The organism is Caballeronia sp. GAWG1-5s-s (assembly GCF_023631445.1).
Lineage (GTDB): Bacteria > Pseudomonadota > Gammaproteobacteria > Burkholderiales > Burkholderiaceae > Caballeronia.
Window position 1 is genome coordinate 45,185 of the sequence record NZ_JALQDC010000029.1, and the last position, 18,942, is coordinate 64,126.

An 18,942-nucleotide genomic window follows, 5' to 3' on the forward strand; every position below is an offset into this window, starting at 1 on the left:
AGCCGCTGCAGAAAAAATCCGCGCGGCCGAAGGCTTGCTGCAAGGCGCGGGCAACCGGCTTGTCAAGTGAAATAAGCGTGGGAAGAAGGGCGTTCTGTCGGACGAATACAACGCCGCGCGCGGGGTTGCGCGACTTTAGCGCGAGGGCCGCCGCCGGTCCGTCAGTTGGACGACACAAGCGTGGAAAATGCGCTGGACGAGTTCGCTCTCGTAGTCGAGATCGTCGCCTTCGATGATCTTTTCGATGGCGCTGCGTCCCGCTTCGGTATCGAGCAGCGGACAGAAGCGCGACGCGAGCGCCTGCGCGGTGACGGAGAGCTTGGCGGTCTCGATCCAGTCGGCGGCGCGGTTGTGGTTGTCCAGCCAGCGATGCGCCGCGCGCACCTGAAACGACGGTTCGGGCCACGCGCCTTCGAGATAGAACGCGCCGAGAAAGCCGCATGTGAGCCAGCAGAGAAGATGCACCCGGTCGTCGGGTCCGAGCGGATAGCGGACTTGACTCATGATGGCACCACATGACACGGCGACGCGCGACGGCTTGAAGATAGCACGCCGCGACGTTTGCGCGGGGCCTCAGTCCTCTTCGAACAAGTCCCTATATTGATGCGGCTGCGAGCGCAGATACTGCTTCGGCGCGCGCACGTGCGCGCCCAGTTGCGCCGCCGCGTGCCACGGCCAGCGCGGGTCGTAGAGCGCGGTGCGGGCGAGCGCGATCATGTCCGCGTCGCCCGTTCCGATGATGCTCTCCGCCTGCTCGATGCCGGTGATGAGCCCCACCGCGACGACCGGCATCTTCACCGCGCCCTTGACCGCGCGCGCAAGCGGCACCTGATAGCTGGGACCGACGGGAATCTTCTGCGCCGGGTGCAGGCCGCCGCTCGACACGTGGATCGAATCGCAGCCGCGCGCCTCCAGCGCGCGCGCGAAGGCGATGGTCTGTTCGATATCCCAGCCGCCATCCACCCAGTCCGTGCCGGACACGCGGACCGTCACCGGCCGGTCCTCGGGGAAGGCGCCGCGCACGGCGTCGAAGACTTCGAGCGGAAAGCGCATGCGGTTTTCGAGCGAGCCGCCGTACTCGTCGTCGCGCCGGTTCGAAAGCGGCGACAGGAACTGATGCAGCAGATAACCGTGCGCCGCGTGGATCTGAATGAGGTCGAGGCCGAGTCTTGCGGCGCGTTTCGCTGAAGCGGCGAAGGCGTCGCGGATGCGCTCGAGCCCCGCGCGGTCCAGCGCGACGGGCGGCGTTTCGTTTTCCTCGAACGGCACGGAGGAGGGCGCTTCGGTCTGCCAGCCATGCGCGTCGTCGGGCGCGAGCTGCGCGCCGCCTTCCCACGGCACTTCCGTCGATGCCTTGCGGCCCGCATGGCTCAACTGGATGGCGATCGGCATGTCGGACCAGCGGCGAATGCCCTTCAGCGTGCGTTCGAGCGCGGCTTCGGTCTCGTCATTCCATAGGCCGACATCCGCCCACGTGATGCGGCCTTCGGGCAGCACGGCGGTCGCCTCGATAGTGAGCAGCGCCGCGCCCGACAACGCGAGTTGGCCGAGATGGATCAGATGCCATTCGTTCATGCAGCCGTCTTCGGCCGAGTACTGGCACATCGGTGCAATGACGATGCGGTTCGCCAGTTCGAGGTTGCGCACGCGCGTGGGAGTAAACAGAGCGGCTTGTGGCATAGGGAGTCTCCGGAATGACAGGTGGTCGGAGAGGGCAGCAATCGATATTCCGGCATGCGGTGCCATGCGCGCGAACCGCCTACCATTGCATGCTAAATGAAGGCCGTCTCATAAGCGTTTGTTAAGGAACCGTTCCGGAAAATGCAGGTTGGCCCGCCCGGCGGGCGCCCCACAAAAACAACCTGAGAGGTCGCCGCCATGCCGCATGCCTTTGCCCTTCGACCGAGCCTCTGTGCATGATGCAGGGCGTCTGCACGTCTTTCCCGCTGAAGCTGGCCGACGACGCCGCGTGGCGTTATCACGACCTCGCGAAATCGCGGGCCGTCGACCGGCCGCCCGCGAGCGGCGAGTTGTGCGTATGGCTCATCACGAGCGAATTCCGCTTTGCGTCGGCGTCGAACGTTGGAAGCTGGTTGAATGTCGCGGAGCGCAGGCGCGCGCGGCTCCATCCGCATTCGGCCATCGGGCGGCGTTTCGGCGTGGCGCGCGCGACGCTGCGGCTCGTCGTCTCGCAGATGTTCGATTGCCGTCCGCAAGAAGTGCAGGTCGAGGACGGCCCGGACGAGCGCATCATCGCCACCGATCCCCGCGGCGAACGCAGCGTTTGCGTCGATGTCGCGTATTCGGGCATCTGGATCGTGATCGCGGTGGGCGCGGCGAGCGTCGGCATCGGCGTCACGGTGGATGCGCTCGCGGATGCGGCGCGCATCGCGAAGACGCGCGCCGAGCGGTGCGACAGCGGCGCGGATGCATCGTGGCACGCGATCGTGCTGCCGATGCCCGGCGAGATACGCGGTGTCGTGGCGGTCGGCGGCGCGGTGACGGACGTGCAGGCGTTCGGCTGGGAGAAGCCGGCCGAAGCCGATGCGGTGAAGTCGGGGCGGTAAATGCCGGGCGCGGCGGGACATCCGCAGGAAGCATCAATTTACTTTGAACGACGAATAAATTACGGCGCTAGAACACGCCAATCCAGTGAATGACCCAGTATTGCGCGATGCCGAGCGTTTCATGCACGACGTGATAGGCGACGAGGAAATTCTTTCGCCGCGGAACGAGCGATACTGTGGCGCTGTCCGAAAAGGCCGCCGCCGCGTGTGTGCGAATCCCCAGACCCTCGAAATTGAGCTGTGCGCGGCGCATGTGATAAGCGGAAGTCACGAGCGTGACGCTGTCGTGTGGCATGCCGTGCAGGATGCGGCTCACGTAACGGGCGTTCTGGCGTGTATTCGCGCTCTGCGTTTCGAGCGTGATGTCGCGCGGATCGACGCCTGACCCGACGAGCCACGGCTGGTAGAGCTGCGCGTCGGAGATGCCGTGGCCGTCCGGGTCGCCGCCGCTCACGATCACGGCGCACGTGCGTTCGTCGTGCTTGCAGGCGCGATACACGTCGGCCGTCTTCTCGATACGATAAAACGCATCGCGAGTCGGAACCCACGCGCCGCCTGGGCGTTCGCGGCGCGCGCCCGCACTCAGCAGCACGATCGCGACATGCTCTCCTTGCGATACCGCCGGCTCATCGCCGGGATCGCGGAAGGCGGCGCCCCAGACGCCGGAGCCGATCAACCAGACCCCGGCAAGCGCCGCCGCTGCCGCGATCAGCCAGGCGGGTCGTCCGGGCGCACGCAAAATCATCAGGCTTTCGCGGCCGCTCCCGGCATCGGTTCGCTCTCGTAAGGCGCAGCATGCGTGACGCCCTTGGGCTTCGCGATGATTCCGATACTGAAACACAGCTGCGCGGGCAGAAAGCCGAACGGATGCCCTGATACTTCCACGATATCGAAGTACTTTTTCATTTGCTGCACGAGCGCGCCGTAGTCAAACCCCTTGTGCTCGTTGCGCCGCACGCGCTCCATTCTGCCGAGCGTCGCGTTCATGAGCTCATCGAACGAATAGGCGTGCGCGTCCTTGCTCAGCATGCGCTTGAGCGTCCACTTGGTCAGAAATACGATGCCCTTTTCGTTCGGCACCGTGACGAACAGGTAGCCGTCGAGATGCTCCGCGATCTTGCGCAGATAGCCATCGACGAGATGCGGCGGCACATGTTCGAGCGTTTCCATTGACACGGCGATATCGAAGCGTTCGTCGTCGGCCAGCGCCATGTGTTCGGGCTGCGTCGCCTCGTGGAAGACGAAGTCGGCGTGCTCGCCCCATTTCTTCGCGGCGATGTCGAGGCCGCCTTCCCAGTTTGCGTCGTACCCGACGTACTTCTTCGGCGCGGTGGGAAGGAACTCGATCAGCTTTCCGTCGAAGCAACCGAGTTCCAGCACCGAGCCGGATGCGCAGCGCCGCCGGGCCAGCTCGCGGGCGATCCAGTTGAAACGCGCCAGATGGAACCGGCCGCGGACTCCGCCGGAGAAGAGGCGTTCGTTATAGCCATAGCCGTCTTTTTTGCTTTTCATTGATGTCCCTTGTTTCGTCAGATGGATGTATGCGATTCACCTTGAACGGCGGGTACCAAAAAAAGATAGGTATCCTAAGCGGAATGAAGGCTCGGAACGACTTGTTCAGGGGTGCCGATCCATGCAGGAAGGCGACGCCATTTCTTTGCGAACAATCTAGTCCAGCGGGCAACGGACCTATGTGGCGTACCGCACAATGCGCACACGTGCGCGGGCCGGCGGGCGCACGGAATGCGCAAGAGAAAGCGGGTGAACAGGTCGACGCGAAACGTCCAACGAATGGCGGCGATGGTCGTTCACATCGGACGAAACACCTTAGGCATAATACTCGTCACCCGAGGATATTGAGCGCGCTTGCCTATGACACGCCCCGCCCTGGAATGCCGCCGCCTTCACAAAACCTATGGTCCCGGCAGAACCATTCTTGCAGGGCTGGACTTCACGCTCGGCGCGAGCGAATTCATCGCGATCATGGGCGACTCGGGCGTGGGGAAATCCACGCTGCTCAATCTGGTCGCGGGCCTCGACGCCCCCGACAGCGGCGAGATTCTGATCGACGGCGTGCCCATCTCCGCGATGAGCGACGAAGCCGCCACCAAAACGCGGCGCGAAAAGCTCGGCTTCGTGTTTCAGGCGTTTCACGTGCTGCCGCATCTCACGCTGGTGCAGAACGTCGCGGTGCCGCTGCTCCTGAACGGCCTGCCGACCACGCCCGCCCACGGCATGCTCGCGGCCGTCGGTCTCTTCAATCGTCAGAACGATCTGCCGCGCCAGCTTTCCGGCGGCGAACTTCAGCGCGTGGCCATCGCGCGGGCGCTGGTGCATCGCCCGCGACTGATACTCGCCGACGAACCGACCGGCAATCTGGATCCGCAAACGGCCCACGAAATTCTCGGCCTCTTCCACGCCGAAACGAAAGCGACCGGTGCCGCCGCGATCATGGTCACGCATTCGGAAGCGGCCGCCGCGTTCGCCGACCGCGTGCTGATCCTCGCCGACGGCACGTTGCACGAAGCCGCGTCGCTCGCGGCGTTCAACGAGTCGCGCGCGCGATGACGGCGCGCGCCGCCGGTCATCGCATGCTCGCGCGCTGGCTGCTGGGCGCTCAATGGCGCAGTCATCGCGGGCGGGCGCTCGTCGCCGTGCTGACGATCGCGCTCGGCGTCGGGCTCGGTTACGCGGTGCAACTCATCAACAGCGCGGCCTTCAACGAATTTTCCGCCGCCGCGCGCAGCCTGTCGGGGCAGGCGGACTTGCAGGTGCGCGGCGCGCAACAGTTCATCGACGAGCGCCTTTATCCGATGCTCGCCATGCGCCGGGGCGTGGTCGTGGCGAGCCCCGTGCTGGAACTCGACGTCGCCGTGCCGAAGCAGACCGCGCCGCTCAAGGTGCTCGGCATCGACGTGTTTCGCGCAAAGCGCATCGCGCCCGATCTGACCGGCGTGCCGTCGCCGCAGACGCCGCTCGACGTCTTGTCGGACGACGCCATCTTTCTGTCGACCGCCGCGCAGCAATGGCTGAACACGCGCGTGGGCGCGGACGTCGATTTGCAGAATGGCACGTCGCCGGTGCGCTTGCGCGTCGCGGGCGGCATCGTGCGGGCGTTGCCGGGTCAGCGTATCGGCGTGATGGATATCGCCGCCGTGCAGTCGCGCTTCGGCGTGCAGGGGCGGCTCTCGCGCGTGGACCTGCAACTCGCGCGCGGCGTCGATCGCGAAGCGTTTCGTCGCGCGTTGCAGGATGAACTGGGGCCGCGCTTCGTCGTCGCGGAGACGCGCGACACGGAAAGCCGCACCGACAGGCTGTCGCGCGCCTACCGCATCAACATGAACGTGCTCGCGCTGGTTGCGCTCTTCACCGGCGCGTTCCTCGTCTTTTCGACGCAGGCGGCGGGCGTCGTGCGACGCCGCGCGCAGTTCGCGATGCTGCGCGTCCTCGGCATGACGCGGGGTCAGCTCGTGCGGCAGATCATGTCCGAAGGCGCGTTGCTCGGCGTTGCGGGCGCGCTGTTGGGCATCGCGCTCGGCTTTGCGGTGGCCGGGCTCGCGCTGCGCTTTTTCGGCAGCGATCTCGGCGGCGGCTACTTTCCGGGCGTGCAGCCGCGCGTGCATTTCGAGCCGGTCTCGACCGCGATCTTTCTCGCGCTCGGCTTGGGCGTCGCGCTCGCGGGCACGTTCGTTCCCGCGCTCGAAGCGGTTCGCGCGCGCCCCGCGCCGGCGTTGAAAGCGGGCAGCGAGGAAGCCGCGCTCTCGCCGCTTTCGACGCCGTGGCCCGCGCTCCTGTGCCTCGTCGCGGGCGCGGCGCTCACGCAGGCGCCGCCCATCGACGATGCGCCCATCGCGGGCTATCTCGCCGTCGCGCTTCTGCTGGTGGGCGGCATCGCGCTGATGCCGCGGCTCACGGCGATGGTCTTCGGCGCGGCGAGCGCGGCTTACGCGTGGCTGCGCCGCAATCATGGCCGCAGTGCGGTGGGCACGCTCGCGCTCGCGCGGCTCGCGAACGCGCCGGGGCAGGCGTCGATCGCCATGGGCGGCGTGCTGTCGAGCTTCACGCTGATCGTCGCGATGGCGATCATGGTGGCGAGTTTCCGCATATCGGTGGTGGACTGGCTGGAGCATCTGCTTTCCGCCGATGTCTATGCGCGGCTCGCATCCACCGGCGATACGGGCGGACTCACGCCGCAGCAGCAGGCGCAGATCGCGGCTACCGGCGGCGTCGCGCGGGCGGCGTTCTCGCGTTCTTCGCAAGTGACGCTCGATGCCTCGAAACCGCCCGTCGCCGTGATCGCTCGCGAGATCAACGGCGCGGACCCCGGCGCGATGCTGCAAATGACCGGCGCGACGTTGCCGCCCGAAGCATGGCGCGCCGACGAAACGCCCGTGTGGGCGTCCGAGGCGATGGCCGATCTGTACGGCTATCGCACCGGCCAGCGCGTCACGCTGCCGCTCGGCGGCGCGGACGAACATTTCGTCGTGGCTGGCATCTGGCGCGACTACGTGCGGCAGACCGGCGCGCTGCAATTCCGGCTCGCGGACTATCGGCGGCTGACGGGCGACATGGGCGCGACCGAAGTGGCCATCACGCTGCGCCCGGGCGTGCGGGCAGGGCAGGTCATCGCGGCGCTGCAAAGCCTGCCGTTCGGCGACGCGCTCGAATTCTCGCAGCCCGGGGACATCCGCTCGCGCACGCTGACCATCTTCGATCGCAGCTTCGCAGTGACGTACCTTTTGGAAGCGGTGGCGATCATCATCGGCTTGTTCGGCGTCGCGGCGACGTTCTCGGTCCAGACGCTCGCGCGCTCATGTGAATTCGGCATGCTGCGCCATGTCGGCGTGACGCGAAAACAGATCCTCGCGCTGCTCGCCTCCGAAGGCGGCCTGCTGACGCTGCTCGGCATTGCCATGGGCTGCGTGCTCGGCTTCGCCATCAGTCTGATCCTCGTTTTCGTGGTCAATCCGCAATCGTTCCACTGGACCATGTCGCTGCATGTGCCGTGGACGATGCTCGTCGTCATCGGCGCGGTGATGCTCGTGTCTTCCTGCACGACGGCGGTGCTGGCGGGGCGGCGCGCCGTATCGGTCGACGCGGTGCGCGCCGTGCGGGAGGACTGGTGATGCGCGGCTTCAGCTTCTTTATCGCGATGCTCCTGGCGCTCGCCGCATTTTTTTCGACGAGCGCGCTCGCCGCCGATGCGCCGTTCGCGGCGGTCGTGCCGGGCCGGGCGATCGACTGGCCGCAGGACAGCGGCGCGCATCCCGCGTACCGCACGGAGTGGTGGTATGCGACCGGCTGGCTGCAGACGCCGGACAAGAAGCCGCTCGGTTTCCAGATCACGTTCTTTCGCTCGAATACGGGCAAGGCCGGCGGCGGCGCGTTCGATCCGTCGCAGGTCATCGTCGCGCACGCCGCGCTCTCCGATCCGGCGTTCGGGCGGCTCGTGCACGATCAGGACATCGCGCGGCAGGGCTTCGGGCTCGCGTATGCGGCGAACGGCAACACCGACGTCAAGCTCGACGCATGGCGCATGGTGCGCGAAGCCGATGGCCGCTACACCGTGAGCGCGGATGCCGCCGGCTTCGCGCTGCATCTCACGTTCACGCCGACGCAGCCGCCGATGATTCAGGGCGAGCGCGGCTATTCGCGCAAGGGGCCGTCGCCGGAAGAAGCGAGCTATTACTACAGCGAACCGCAATTGCAGGTGACGGGAAGCGTCACGCGGCCGTCGGCGAAAGGCCCGGGCGATACGGTCGATGTCACCGGCAGCGCGTGGCTGGATCACGAGTGGTCGAGCACCTTGCTACCCGCCGACGCCGCCGGCTGGGACTGGCTCGGCGCGAACCTCGACGACGGTTCCGCGCTGATGGCGTTCAAGGTCCGCAGCCGCGACGGCCGCGCGGTCTGGGCGCACGCCGCGCTGCGCGACCGCGATGGCCGCACGACGCAGTTCAGTCCCGGCGATGTCGAGTTCACGCCGGAACGCCAGTGGCGCTCGCCGCGCACGAACACGCGCTATCCGGTCGCGATGACCGTGCGCGTCGGCGCGATGCGCTGGCGTCTCGCGCCGCTCATCGACGATCAGGAACTCGACTCGCGTGATTCCACCGGCGCGGTGTACTGGGAAGGCGCCGTGACGGTGACGGGCCAGGGCCAGGCGGAAGGCAAGGGCGGACGCGGCTATCTCGAACTCACGGGCTACGGCAAGGAGGCCGAAGCAGGGAAGCGGTGACCAAGCGGCGACCGATCGGCCGTCAGCAAGAACCCCGAAATAGGCCGACAATATAGGGGTTTACGCAAATTCACCGCCTCGACTCATCATGTCTGACTTAGCCAGCCCTCTTCGCCGCCGCACCGAGATCAACCCGAAGCCGTTGACCGTTGCCGGCCTCCTTCTGCTTGCCGGTATGCTCTATCTCGCGCAGACTGCCGGCGCGCGTCAGGCCGCGCTGTATGTGGTCGGCGCGCTGCTCGGCGTCGCGCTCTATCACGCCGCTTTCGGCTTCACGTCCGCGTGGCGCGTTTTCATTGCCGATGGCCGCGGCGCCGGCCTGCGCGCGCAAATGCTCATGTTGGCCGTGGGCGTCGCGTTGTTCTTTCCCGCGCTGTCGGCCGGGTCGCTTTTCGGCATGCCCGTGACCGGGCTCGTGTCGCCTGCGGGCACGTCGGTGATCGTGGGCGCGTTTCTGTTCGGCATCGGCATGCAACTGGGCGGCGGCTGCGCATCCGGCACGCTCTATACGGTCGGCGGCGGCAGCACGCGCATGATCGTGACGCTTGCCGCGTTCATCGTCGGATCGGTGATCGCGACCGCGCATATGCCGTTCTGGACCGCGCTGCCTTCGTTGCAGCCCATCTCGCTCGTGAAGTCGCTGGGCCTCGCGCCCGCGCTCGCGGTCAACTGGATCGTGTTCGCGCTGATCGCCGCGCTGACGGTCGTCATCGAGAAGCGCCGGCACGGCAAGCTCGTCGCCGCGCACGTGCAGCCCGCGCACACGTCGCCGTGGCTGCATGGTCCGTGGCCGCTCTTGGCCGGCGCGCTGGCGCTCGCGGTGCTCAACTTCGCGACGCTCGCGCTGTCGGGCCGGCCGTGGGGCGTCACGTCGGCGTTCGCGTTGTGGGGCGCGAAGGCGGCCTCCGCCATCGGCTTCGACGTCGCTAGCTGGCCGTACTGGATGAGCAAGCCGAACGCCGCGACGCTCGCCGCGCCGGTCTCGCACGATGTGACGTCCGTGATGGATATCGGCATCGTGCTCGGCGCGATGCTCGCCGCCGCGCTCGCGGGCCGCTACGCGCCGGTGTGGCGCGTGCCGATGCGCTCGCTGATCGCCGCCATCGTCGGCGGTCTGCTGCTCGGCTACGGCGCGCGGCTCGCGTACGGATGCAATATCGGCGCGTACTTCAGCGGCATCGTGTCGGGCAGCCTGCACGGCTGGCTGTGGCTCGTGGCGGCGTTCTTCGGCAACGTGCTCGGCACGCGCCTGCGCCCGCTCTTCGGGCTGGAAGTGGAACGCGTCAGGCCGACGGCCTGTTAAGAAGTCAACGCGACGGCCACCGGTTCTCGAAGACGCATTCTTCGTGGGGCCGGCGCGTGGCCCAGCCCTCGGTTTCCAGCATCGGCGCGTCGTAGAACCGCTCGACGTGTCCGACGCAAAGAATCGCCACGGGCCGCGCGCCTGCGGGCATCGCGAGCACGTCGGCGATTTCCTGCGGATCGAAAAGCGACACCCATCCCATGCCGATGCCTTCGGCGCGCGCCGCCAGCCACATGTTCTGAATGGCGCAGGCCACCGACGCGAGATCCATCTCGGGCAGCGTCCGGCGGCCGAACACATGGCGCTCGCGGCCGTCCATCAGCGCCATCACGAGCACCTCCGCGCAATCGCGCATGCCCTCCACCTTCAGTTTCATGAACGCATCGCGCCGCTCGCCGAGCGCATCGGCGGTCAGCAGGCGCTCGCGCTCGACCGCCGCGTGAAGTTGCGCGCGAATCTCGGGGCACGTGATCCGGACGATGCGCCACGGCTGCATGAAGCCGACGCTCGGCGCATGCAACGCGGCGTCGATGAGCCGCTGCATCACGGCCGGCGCGACGGGATCGCTCACGAAATGGCGCATGTCGCGGCGCTCCTGAATGGCGCGATACACGGCGTTGCGTTCGGATTCGCTGAAGGTCTGGTTATCCATGATCTCGAAAGGATTGCGGTAGCGCCACTCTATCCGCATCGCGCGATGTCGCACAGGCCGCCAGTCGCGAAAGCGTCGCGGCGGCCTTCGCTCAGTACGCCTTGCATTTGCATAACGGTGCGGTAGCCCACCTTCGCGGCGAGGAAAATCAGCGAACATGCGCGAGGCTGTCCGGAACAGTCGCCTGACCGATATCAGTCTCGTGCCGAGCTGCGGGGCTGGGTCGACACATCGTCTGGAGATCGCCATGTTTAACGAACCCGTTCTGCGCCGCGGTGTACGCTGGATGCTGCTCGTCGTGATGTATTACGTGGTCGCGGCGGCATCGTACAACGGCTATTTCACGAAGTGGCAATTCCGCGACCAGACGCCGGAATGGGCGTTGCCCGCCATGCTCGATGGCACGATCGATCGTCCCTTCGTTTATCGCCAGTTATTGCCGATGCTCGCGAACGGCGTCGAACGCGCCATGCCGGAGAAGCTGAAGACGAAAGTCGACGCGCTTCTGATGGACGACAACCGCACGCATCATCCGATCACTTGGTTTTACCCGAGCGCCGTCGACGCGCGTAATCCGCAATACGCGCTGCGCTATTACCTGATCTTCGGCATGTCGTTCACCGCGCTCTTTCTGGCGATGTTCGCGATGCGCGCCGTCTGCATGACCTTGCAGGCGGACAGAACCGCAAGCACGCTCGCGCCGATGGCGCTCGCCGCGATATTCCCGCTGATATTGACCGACGGCGCCTATTTCTACGACTTCCCCGAACTCCTTTTCATGATGCTCGCGGTATGGCTCGCGGCGACCGGACGAGCGTTATGGCTGATTCCGCTCACGGCCATCGCGACATTGAACAAGGAATCGTTTCTCTTCTTCACGCTGACGTTGTTTCCGTTTCTTCACGCGCGACTTTCCTTGCGTCGCGCCGTGATCGTGCAAGCGGTGTTGCTCGCCATTGCGGCGGCGGTCAATCTGGCCATCAAGCTGAAATATGCGGGAAATAGCGGCGATGTCGCGCAGTTCCATCTGTTCCATAACCTCGACTTTCTGATTCATCCGTTGAGCTATCTGCGCTTCGAATACAACTATGGCGTCGTGATGTCGAAGGGTTTCAACGTCATCAACATCGTGATTGCCGTTGTTCTGCTGCGCTCCGGCTGGAGCAAGCTGCCGGTCGTCTTCCGGCGTCATGTTTGGATCGCGCTCGCCGTGAACGTGCCGCTTTTCATCACGTTCGGATTCCACGATGAATTGCGCAATCTGAGCATGTTGATCGTCGGCCTTCTAATGATCCTGTGCGTGAACATTGCCCTCGTGCTGGCGTACGAGCGCGCGGGCGCAACCGCCGATGCGCGAAGCGATGTGCCCGACACGCCCGCCGCGACGCCATTGCGCGACCGAAACGCCATGGCCCGTTCCGCTCGTTGATCCACCGTAGCCGCGCGTATTTTGTCGGGAGACCGATTCATGCCATTCGATCACGGCGTCTTCACCGTTTCTCTCGACTTCGAGTTGCTATGGGGCGTGCGCGAGACGCGCACGATCGAGAGCTACGGGGAAAACTTGCGCGGCGTGCGGCGCGCCATTCCCGAGATGCTGCGCGTGTTCGGCGCGAGCGGCATTCACGCGACCTGGGCGACGGTAGGCTTCCTGTTCCATCGCGATGTCGCCGAACTCAAGGCGAATCTGCCGGACGCGCGGCCCCGCTATACGCGCCCCGGCATCTCGCCCTATGAGTACATCGAAGCCGCCCGCGAACTCGATCCGCTCTATCACTTCGCGCCGGAACTGATCGAGCGCATTGCGCGCCAGCCGGGACAGGCCATCGGCACGCATACGTACTCGCACTACTATTGTCTGGAAGAAGGGCAGGGCGTGCGCGAATTCGAAGCCGATCTCGCGCGCGCCGTCGAAGTGGCGCAACGCGCGGGCGTGTCCGTGCGAAGCATCGTGTTTCCGCGCAATCAGTGCAACGACGCGTACCTCGCTTCGCTTACGCGCTTCGGGGTGCTGTGCTATCGCGGCACGCAAGAGGGGCACGCCTATGCGGCCTCCGACAAGGCAGGCCAGAGCCGGCTCAAGCGAGCGACGCGCCTGCTCGATGCCTACATCGACCTCTCAGGCCACAACACCTATGCGCTCGACGACTGCTATCGCGCGATGCCGTTCAATTTCCCGGCCAGCAGTTTCCTGAGGCCGTATAAGCGCAAAACCGCGTGGCTGGACGGTCTTCGCTTGAAGCGAATCACCGACGCGATGACCTATGCGGCCATCAACAAGCGGCTCTATCACCTGTGGTGGCATCCGCACAACTTCGGACGCGACACGGCGCAGAACATCGCATTGCTGCAGCGCATCGCGGACCACTACGCGCATCTGCGCGACAAGTACGGGTTCGTGTCGATGAACATGGAAGAACTGTGCGCGCTCGCCGCCCGGCATCGGACGGACGAGCCCGAATACAACGCGTCCGAAGCGGCGAACTGAGCCGCCGCTTCGGTTCCTTCTAGCGCCGCGTTTCTTGCGACGTGGCCGGCGTGATCGACGAATGGCCGACCAGAAAGCGCGGTGTCCTGAAGTGCACGATGCACGCGTAGAACCACACGTAGACGCTCACGAAGACGAGGTCGGTGGCGAATAGCACGACCGGCTCGTTCCAGAACAACGACGCCGGCACGACGCCCACCGAGCACAGCACCCACAGATACGGCGACGTGCGCGCATTGCGGCGTCCGCGCTGCCGTACATCGCGATAATCGGCGCCGCGCAGCGCAATCCGCCGATACACGAGCGTATGCAGATGCACGCCGTCCGGTTCGCTGACCGGCCGCCCGCGCACCAGCTTGCGTCGATAGATCGAGAAAATGGTCTCGAAGAGCGGATAGATGGCGACCACGGCCGCGTACCACGCAGAAACAGCCGGGTGGCGCGCGATCAGGAGTACGAGCAGTTCCGCCATGACGAAGCCGATGAAATAAGCGCCGCCATCGCCGAGAAAGATCGCGGCGCCCGGATAGTTCCAGACCGCAAAACCGAGGATGGTGCCGATCATCGTCAGCGCAACGCTCATGATGAGCCAGTCGCCCACTTGATGCGCGACATAGCCTATCGAGCCGAAGATGAGGATGGACGATACCGAAGCGAGGCCGTTCATCCCGTCGATCAGGTTGATCGCGTTGGTGAGCCCGGAGACTGTGAGCACGGTCAGCGCGATGGCGAGCGGCATCAGCGCGAGACCGCGGTCGACGATGGGCAGGTCCACGCGCCCGATCACCGCATTCAACGCGTAGACGCCGCCGATCGCGCCGGCCATCGCCGCGAGCAACCGTGCGCGCGGACTCACGCGCTTGGTCAGGTCCTCCACGCAGCCGGCCATGAACGGAACGGCCGCGCATCCGAGCAGCAACAGAGACTCGCCGCGCGGGTTGGCGCCGAACAGGCCGCCCATGACGAACGTAATACCCGTTCCTCCGATGATTGCGATGCCGCCGACACGCGGAACCGGAAACGCATGATTTTTCTGCACTCCCGTGAGATCGCTGTCGAGCCATCTGGATCCCGCATGGCTCGTGTATTTGACGATCAGAAGAGTCAGACAAAACGAAGTGAAGCAGCCGAGGGCAAGGTTCAGCATTGTCGTTTACTCATTTTGTCAACAGTGCGGACGATTCGGTTCGGAACATGCTGCACCTGCGAACGATGGCCGCGAATTGGTACGGTCCGGCCGTGCGTTTAAGCAAATGCAACACACCTGCTTCGGCTAAAAAAGAAACACCGATAAATAAGGGCTCCGAAGTCCCGTTTAGAAAAAGCCTTTATTATGAATAATCAGGGAATTCCCGCGCGTGCGCGGATGTTTGGAGTCCGAATATCATCGCGCGGACAGCCGTTTCGGTAACTAGGTTTTTCGTTGACGAAATGTTGGCTAGACCTCGTATTGATCCAAAATTGGCGGGTCGCAAAAGCCTACGTTTGTGCTTTAGCGACCTTGCCGACATATCTCGTGTCGCCGTCATGACAACCGAACGATCATGCAATGTCCGGAGCGGCCCATCGGCGCACGATATAGCGGCCTTCGCGCTTGCGCGCGAGGTCGTCGCTGACCACGCGAGCAGGCGCGCCCGCGACCGTCACGTTGGAAGGCACATTCGAGGTCACGACGCTTCCCGCGCCGATAGTCACCGAATCGCCAATCAATACGTTCTCGACAATGCACACGTTTGGGCCGATATATACGTTGTCCCCAATGGTCGCGGCTTGTCCGTGATTAGAGCCGATGGTCACGCCTTGAGAGAGATTGCAATTGGCGCCGATCACCGCTGTTTCATTCACGACGATGGTGCCGAAATGGCCGATGTAGAGTCCCGGCCCGATACGCGTTCCCACCGGAATGACAATGCCGAATTGCCGCTGTTTGCGGCGCAATATGATTCTAAGGAGTACGCCGGACAGTCCTCGGGAATACCCCGATGCAAGGCGAAACCACACGGAGTAATTGAATCCTTCGGATGAAACGAACTTGCGAATGAATGCGCCGGTACCGACCGATCCGGCGTAGCGGTAGAGATCGCTTCTGATAAGGTCGAGGGGCTTCATTGCTCGATTTGTCGTGTGAGTTGAAGAGCGGAGAGGGCGGTCGTTGCCGCCTAGCCTAACGGGGACGAGCGAGCATATAAGTGTGAGAACTCACATTTCGTTTGACTTATTCCATATGAAGCGCGCATGCGCCTGAACGGTATGCAAAGAAGACTCGCGATCCAGATGATTGCTTCGGGTGTCCTGATGAAAAGCGTCGCGCCACGGCTCGCGTGGGCCGACGATACAGTCGATGCCGCCACCTTCGGCGTGAAGGGCGACGGCGCGACGAACGATCGCGTCGCGCTTCAGAAGGCCATCGACGCTTCCGTCGGCAAGACGCTCGTGATCGGCGGCCGCTGCCGCATCGACGCGAGCGGCGTCGAACTCAGGAGCGGATCGCGCGTGCGCTTCCGGCCCGGCGCATCCATCAAGCTGCTGTGGCACGACACGCCGTTCTATCAGATCATCCGCATCTGGGACGTGAACGACGTCGTGCTGGAAGGCGCGATGCTCGACGGCAGCAAGGAACTGAACGCCGCGCCCGCCAAGCGCCACGAAGAGGGCTATGGCATGGGCATCTCGGTGGCGGGCAGCGCCAATGTGACGATTCGCTCGGCAACGACCATCGGCTGCTGGGGCGACGGCGTGTACATCGCGAACAGTTACCGGCCGAGCGCTACCGCGCCGGATGGCATTCGTCTCGTCGATCACCGCGCGGTCGGTTGCCGGCGACAAGGCGTGTCCATCATCAGTGGCCGCGACATCACCATCGAGCGCGGCGTATGGGAAGACATCGGCGGCACGGCGCCTTCCGCGGGACTCGATATCGAGCCGAACTCGAATCGGGACGTGCTCGAAAACATCCGCGTCGTCGATCCCGTCACGCGCCGCTGCAAGATCGGCATTCTCGTGTTCCTCGCGCAATTGCCGGGACCGAGGGCGAAGAATGTCGATATTCGGATCAGCGGGCATCGCGATGAGAATTCGGCCGACAACGCGTTCAGCGTTTCGGGGCTCGATACGAAAGGCTGGATCGTAAAAGGCCGCGTGGAAAGTCGCGGGCCTACGTGGGTGAATTCCCGGCTTGCGTCGGTCGAGAACGTGGACTACGACAAGCGCGGTCCCGCTGTCGTCGTGACGGACCTGCGGCTCGTCCGATAGTGCCATCCGCGCGTTGTGTGACAACGTACAGACTCGATGCGTGCGCCGCCGCACGCTCGTATTCGGACGATATTCCTTTGGGAATCCTTAGATGAAAGCACGGGCAATGCGATTGAGCGACGCACAGGCGTCTCGGACAGGGCATCGCGCGCAGAACTTCTTTGCGACGCCGAGCGGCTGGGCTTATATCGCCATTGCACTCGTCATTCTTTATCTGATGGCGACGAGTCCGCGCGAGGTGTCCACGCTGCTCGACCAGGACAACTACCTCGAATACTTCCGCCGCACGACGTGGGACTGGTTCGTCACGTCCTATTATCAACGGACATCGACGCTCGCTTTTGTCATCAGCACGGTCACGGAGGAATTCGGCTGGCGCGCATGGGTGGTCGGGCTGAATGCGCTCGGCTTGTCGCCTGAGACGGGCGTGCGCGTGACCGTGGTGCTGCTCAACACGCTGATCTTCATCGCGCTGCTGGAAGTGCGCAGGCCGCTCGTCGGGCTATGCCTGTGGGCGGTCGTGCCAATGGCGCTCGCCACGGTCGGCACATTCCAGATTCGTCAGGGCATGGGCTTTTCCATCGCCATGCTGCTTTCGCTGCGGTATCAGCGGCCTCTGACGGGTTGGGTCCTCGCGAGCTTCGTCCACACGACGTTCGCCGTTCCGGCGCTGTTGCTCGTAGCGATCCGCGCGTGCGGCGACCGCCGGCGGCTATCGTTCGCATGCGCGGGCGTCACGGCGCTCGTGCTCGTATCGTCAGCGGGCTTTTTGTTCCGCAATTTCGGCGGCCGACGCATCGACGAATATGCAGGCTATCAAAACGACTTCACGATGAAGCTCGTGATCCTGCTCGTCGTCTATATGACGGCATCGATCGTCATGCTGTATTCGGAATGGAAGAACAGGCCGAAGGCGCAGCCCACGGTCTGGACCGAGCTGGCCACCATGCATATCGTGCTGGTTTTCTATCTGGTGCTCGCGTTCGCGCTGTTCCCGTTCGGCAAGGGGCGCGTCTGGTATTGCGTGCAGTTGCTCTTGCCCTTCATCGTGGCGCAGATTCGCTTCCGCAACGCATTCTCGATCTGGTGGATCGTGGGCGTATTGCTGGTGCTATCCGCCGAGATCATCAAGAGCTATTTCGAGGGCGTCTACGCGTATTTCATCGGCAGCTAGACCGCGGGCGATTCGTCATCGGCGCAATGTGCGAGTCGATGACGAACGCCCGAGCGCGTCAGATCACGTCAGATCACGTTTTCTCCACCGGCATTTTGCGCAGACGCTTGGCGCCTGTCTTGGTCGCGGTCTTTTCGCCGCGCAGGACGGTACGCAGCGCGCCGAAGTCCGCGCGAACTTTCTCGATCTCGTAACGCGTGACGAGACGGCCGCCGAAGCCCGACAGGAAGTCGAGAATGCTGGCGGTGGAAATGCCGTCGAGATCGAACAGCAGCTTGCGTTCGCGGGCCACGCGCGCCGCTTCCCAGATCAGCAGGCTGATGGCGCCGCCGTGCGCTTCAGGAAGACGCGAAGACAGCAGGTAATAGAGCGCACGGTCGTCCCACACGAGAGCGGTCTCGGCCACGAGCTTGCCGCTCTGATCGAACGCGCCGAGCAACGTGCCCGACTTGCGCTGAAGCACCTCGGTAAGCAGTCGCCGCATGATCTGCGAGCCGTACACGTTGTTGCGCTTGCGCACGGCGAGGTTCTCGTCGTAGAAGCGCGTGAAGCCGTCCGGGCTGTCGATCTCGCGAATGGTGAGCTGCTCGCTCGCGCGCCTCACCCAGTTGCGGGTATTGCGGCGCAGGCCGGACCATGCCTCTTCTTCCGTCCGTTCGGCTGGCATTTCCATCGTGTAGCCGATCGACACGTCATAGCCGTGAATCATGAAGGCGAAGGCTTCGGCTTCCGACATGCGCGTGTCCATCAGTTGATGGAAATGCGCGACCGGCGGGAGTTTGGCGATCAATTGCCTCGTAATGTCCAGTCGATAACACCATTCGCGGTCGGGGGTGCCCAACTTCTGCGGCTTGATGATGGGCCCGAGCGTGCGGGTCATCGGCGGCAAGGCCGAGATGCGCCAGATGCCTTTGCGTTCGAGCGTGTACGGCATTTCGCCGATCACTTCATCGCCCTGTTTGACCTCGGCAATGCCCCACCTGCCGTCGCTGGTGATATCGAGCCACCACGGCTGATGAAAGATCGACCGTTCGAACGCTCCTTGCGGTCGAGCGTTGTCGTTCGCGCTCGTGACGACCTCTTTTGCTTTAGCCTTGGGTTTGTTCGGTTTGTTGGGTTTTGTCTTGGGTTTGGCTTTGACTGCTTCGGTATTCGTCGTATCGGGTAGAGCACTGACAGAAAAGCATTCGTTATCCATTGTCCCTCGCAACTCGGTTCATGATAGCCATGGGGCTAGATTCGGGCCTTTCGGCAGTATCAGGATCAGG

17 protein-coding genes are annotated in these 18,942 nt (G+C 64.3%); 9 read left to right on the top strand and 8 right to left on the bottom strand.

Going from position 1 to position 18,942, the window contains the following annotated elements:
* Positions 1-135: 135 nt before the first annotated feature.
* Positions 136-504 carry a hypothetical protein gene (locus tag NCR34_RS21310; protein ID WP_244850673.1) on the bottom strand — a complete coding sequence of 123 codons (369 nt, stop codon included), beginning with the start codon at positions 502-504 and terminating at the stop codon, positions 136-138.
* Positions 505-573: 69 nt separating this feature from the next.
* Positions 574-1,680, bottom strand: a complete 1,107-nt coding sequence (locus tag NCR34_RS21315; protein ID WP_248324542.1) for an NADH:flavin oxidoreductase/NADH oxidase — start codon at positions 1,678-1,680, stop codon at positions 574-576.
* Between the two features lie 236 nt (positions 1,681-1,916).
* Here NCR34_RS21315 and NCR34_RS21320 point away from each other — a divergent pair, with 236 nt between their 5' ends.
* Complete coding sequence (locus tag NCR34_RS21320; protein ID WP_248324543.1) at positions 1,917-2,567, top strand: hypothetical protein; 651 nt, start codon at positions 1,917-1,919, stop codon at positions 2,565-2,567.
* Positions 2,568-2,634: 67 nt separating this feature from the next.
* Here the strand turns inward: NCR34_RS21320 and NCR34_RS21325 are convergent, their stop codons facing one another.
* Together NCR34_RS21325 and NCR34_RS21330 are read right to left on the bottom strand one after the other, a co-directional pair.
* Positions 2,635-3,312 (bottom strand): YdcF family protein, encoded by a 678-nt coding sequence (locus NCR34_RS21325; protein ID WP_248324544.1) that lies wholly within the window; start codon positions 3,310-3,312, stop codon positions 2,635-2,637.
* Positions 3,312-4,079, bottom strand: a complete 768-nt coding sequence (locus NCR34_RS21330) for a class I SAM-dependent methyltransferase (protein ID WP_248324545.1) — start codon at positions 4,077-4,079, stop codon at positions 3,312-3,314. Before NCR34_RS21330 ends, NCR34_RS21325 begins: the two co-directional genes overlap by 1 nt.
* Positions 4,080-4,439: 360 nt before the next feature.
* Here NCR34_RS21330 and NCR34_RS21335 point away from each other — a divergent pair, with 360 nt between their 5' ends.
* The 4 genes from NCR34_RS21335 (at position 4,440) to NCR34_RS21350 (ending at position 10,108) form a co-directional block, all read left to right on the top strand.
* The gene (locus NCR34_RS21335; protein WP_248324546.1) at positions 4,440-5,135 is read left to right on the top strand and encodes an ABC transporter ATP-binding protein; all 696 of its coding nucleotides are present in this window, start codon (positions 4,440-4,442) and stop codon (positions 5,133-5,135) included.
* The gene (locus NCR34_RS21340; protein WP_248324547.1) at positions 5,132-7,693 is read left to right on the top strand and encodes an FtsX-like permease family protein; all 2,562 of its coding nucleotides are present in this window, start codon (positions 5,132-5,134) and stop codon (positions 7,691-7,693) included. Before NCR34_RS21335 ends, NCR34_RS21340 begins: the two co-directional genes overlap by 4 nt.
* Positions 7,694-7,719: 26 nt before the next feature.
* Complete coding sequence (locus NCR34_RS21345) at positions 7,720-8,805, top strand: lipocalin-like domain-containing protein (protein WP_248324772.1); 1,086 nt, start codon at positions 7,720-7,722, stop codon at positions 8,803-8,805.
* Between the two features lie 88 nt (positions 8,806-8,893).
* Positions 8,894-10,108, top strand: a complete 1,215-nt coding sequence (locus NCR34_RS21350; RefSeq protein WP_248324548.1) for a YeeE/YedE family protein — start codon at positions 8,894-8,896, stop codon at positions 10,106-10,108.
* 4 nt (positions 10,109-10,112) lie between these two features.
* Here the strand turns inward: NCR34_RS21350 and bluB are convergent, their stop codons facing one another.
* Positions 10,113-10,760 (bottom strand): 5,6-dimethylbenzimidazole synthase, encoded by a 648-nt coding sequence (gene bluB, locus NCR34_RS21355; protein ID WP_248324549.1) that lies wholly within the window; start codon positions 10,758-10,760, stop codon positions 10,113-10,115.
* Positions 10,761-11,007: 247 nt separating this feature from the next.
* On the opposite strand from bluB, the gene NCR34_RS21360 reads away from it, so the two are divergent.
* Together NCR34_RS21360 and NCR34_RS21365 are read left to right on the top strand one after the other, a co-directional pair.
* A complete protein-coding gene (locus NCR34_RS21360) occupies positions 11,008-12,189 on the top strand; it encodes a hypothetical protein (protein WP_248324550.1) in 1,182 nt (393 codons plus the stop codon).
* Between the two features lie 39 nt (positions 12,190-12,228).
* Positions 12,229-13,248 (top strand): polysaccharide deacetylase family protein, encoded by a 1,020-nt coding sequence (locus NCR34_RS21365; protein ID WP_248324551.1) that lies wholly within the window; start codon positions 12,229-12,231, stop codon positions 13,246-13,248.
* A gap of 19 nt (positions 13,249-13,267) precedes the next feature.
* On the opposite strand, the gene NCR34_RS21370 is transcribed toward NCR34_RS21365, so the two are convergent.
* Together NCR34_RS21370 and NCR34_RS21375 are read right to left on the bottom strand one after the other, a co-directional pair.
* Positions 13,268-14,395 carry an MraY family glycosyltransferase gene (locus tag NCR34_RS21370; protein ID WP_248324552.1) on the bottom strand — a complete coding sequence of 376 codons (1,128 nt, stop codon included), beginning with the start codon at positions 14,393-14,395 and terminating at the stop codon, positions 13,268-13,270.
* A gap of 395 nt (positions 14,396-14,790) precedes the next feature.
* On the bottom strand, positions 14,791-15,357 hold the full coding sequence (locus tag NCR34_RS21375; RefSeq protein WP_248324553.1) for a serine O-acetyltransferase: 567 nt from the start codon (positions 15,355-15,357) through the stop codon (positions 14,791-14,793).
* A gap of 126 nt (positions 15,358-15,483) precedes the next feature.
* On the opposite strand from NCR34_RS21375, the gene NCR34_RS21380 reads away from it, so the two are divergent.
* Positions 15,484-16,500: a right-handed parallel beta-helix repeat-containing protein gene (locus NCR34_RS21380; RefSeq protein WP_250501046.1), complete on the top strand. Its 1,017-nt coding sequence runs from the start codon at positions 15,484-15,486 to the stop codon at positions 16,498-16,500.
* 91 nt (positions 16,501-16,591) lie between these two features.
* The gene (locus NCR34_RS21385; RefSeq protein ID WP_248324555.1) at positions 16,592-17,674 is read left to right on the top strand and encodes an EpsG family protein; all 1,083 of its coding nucleotides are present in this window, start codon (positions 16,592-16,594) and stop codon (positions 17,672-17,674) included.
* Between the two features lie 73 nt (positions 17,675-17,747).
* Here NCR34_RS21385 and NCR34_RS21390 read toward each other — a convergent pair whose 3' ends face one another.
* Positions 17,748-18,872, bottom strand: a complete 1,125-nt coding sequence (locus NCR34_RS21390; protein WP_248324556.1) for a GNAT family N-acetyltransferase — start codon at positions 18,870-18,872, stop codon at positions 17,748-17,750.
* Positions 18,873-18,942: the final 70 nt, after the last annotated feature.

Coding starts and splice junctions, on each gene's coding strand:
- NCR34_RS21310 (WP_244850673.1), bottom strand. CDS start 504: ATGAGTCAAGTCCGCTATCCGCTCGGACCCGACGACCGGGTGCATCTT.
- NCR34_RS21315 (WP_248324542.1), bottom strand. CDS start 1,680: ATGCCACAAGCCGCTCTGTTTACTCCCACGCGCGTGCGCAACCTCGAA.
- NCR34_RS21320 (WP_248324543.1), top strand. CDS start 1,917: ATGATGCAGGGCGTCTGCACGTCTTTCCCGCTGAAGCTGGCCGACGAC.
- NCR34_RS21325 (WP_248324544.1), bottom strand. CDS start 3,312: ATGATTTTGCGTGCGCCCGGACGACCCGCCTGGCTGATCGCGGCAGCG.
- NCR34_RS21330 (WP_248324545.1), bottom strand. CDS start 4,079: ATGAAAAGCAAAAAAGACGGCTATGGCTATAACGAACGCCTCTTCTCC.
- NCR34_RS21335 (WP_248324546.1), top strand. CDS start 4,440: ATGACACGCCCCGCCCTGGAATGCCGCCGCCTTCACAAAACCTATGGT.
- NCR34_RS21340 (WP_248324547.1), top strand. CDS start 5,132: ATGACGGCGCGCGCCGCCGGTCATCGCATGCTCGCGCGCTGGCTGCTG.
- NCR34_RS21345 (WP_248324772.1), top strand. CDS start 7,720: ATGCTCCTGGCGCTCGCCGCATTTTTTTCGACGAGCGCGCTCGCCGCC.
- NCR34_RS21350 (WP_248324548.1), top strand. CDS start 8,894: ATGTCTGACTTAGCCAGCCCTCTTCGCCGCCGCACCGAGATCAACCCG.
- bluB (WP_248324549.1), bottom strand. CDS start 10,760: ATGGATAACCAGACCTTCAGCGAATCCGAACGCAACGCCGTGTATCGC.
- NCR34_RS21360 (WP_248324550.1), top strand. CDS start 11,008: ATGTTTAACGAACCCGTTCTGCGCCGCGGTGTACGCTGGATGCTGCTC.
- NCR34_RS21365 (WP_248324551.1), top strand. CDS start 12,229: ATGCCATTCGATCACGGCGTCTTCACCGTTTCTCTCGACTTCGAGTTG.
- NCR34_RS21370 (WP_248324552.1), bottom strand. CDS start 14,395: ATGCTGAACCTTGCCCTCGGCTGCTTCACTTCGTTTTGTCTGACTCTT.
- NCR34_RS21375 (WP_248324553.1), bottom strand. CDS start 15,357: ATGAAGCCCCTCGACCTTATCAGAAGCGATCTCTACCGCTACGCCGGA.
- NCR34_RS21380 (WP_250501046.1), top strand. CDS start 15,484: ATGCGCCTGAACGGTATGCAAAGAAGACTCGCGATCCAGATGATTGCT.
- NCR34_RS21385 (WP_248324555.1), top strand. CDS start 16,592: ATGAAAGCACGGGCAATGCGATTGAGCGACGCACAGGCGTCTCGGACA.
- NCR34_RS21390 (WP_248324556.1), bottom strand. CDS start 18,872: ATGGATAACGAATGCTTTTCTGTCAGTGCTCTACCCGATACGACGAAT.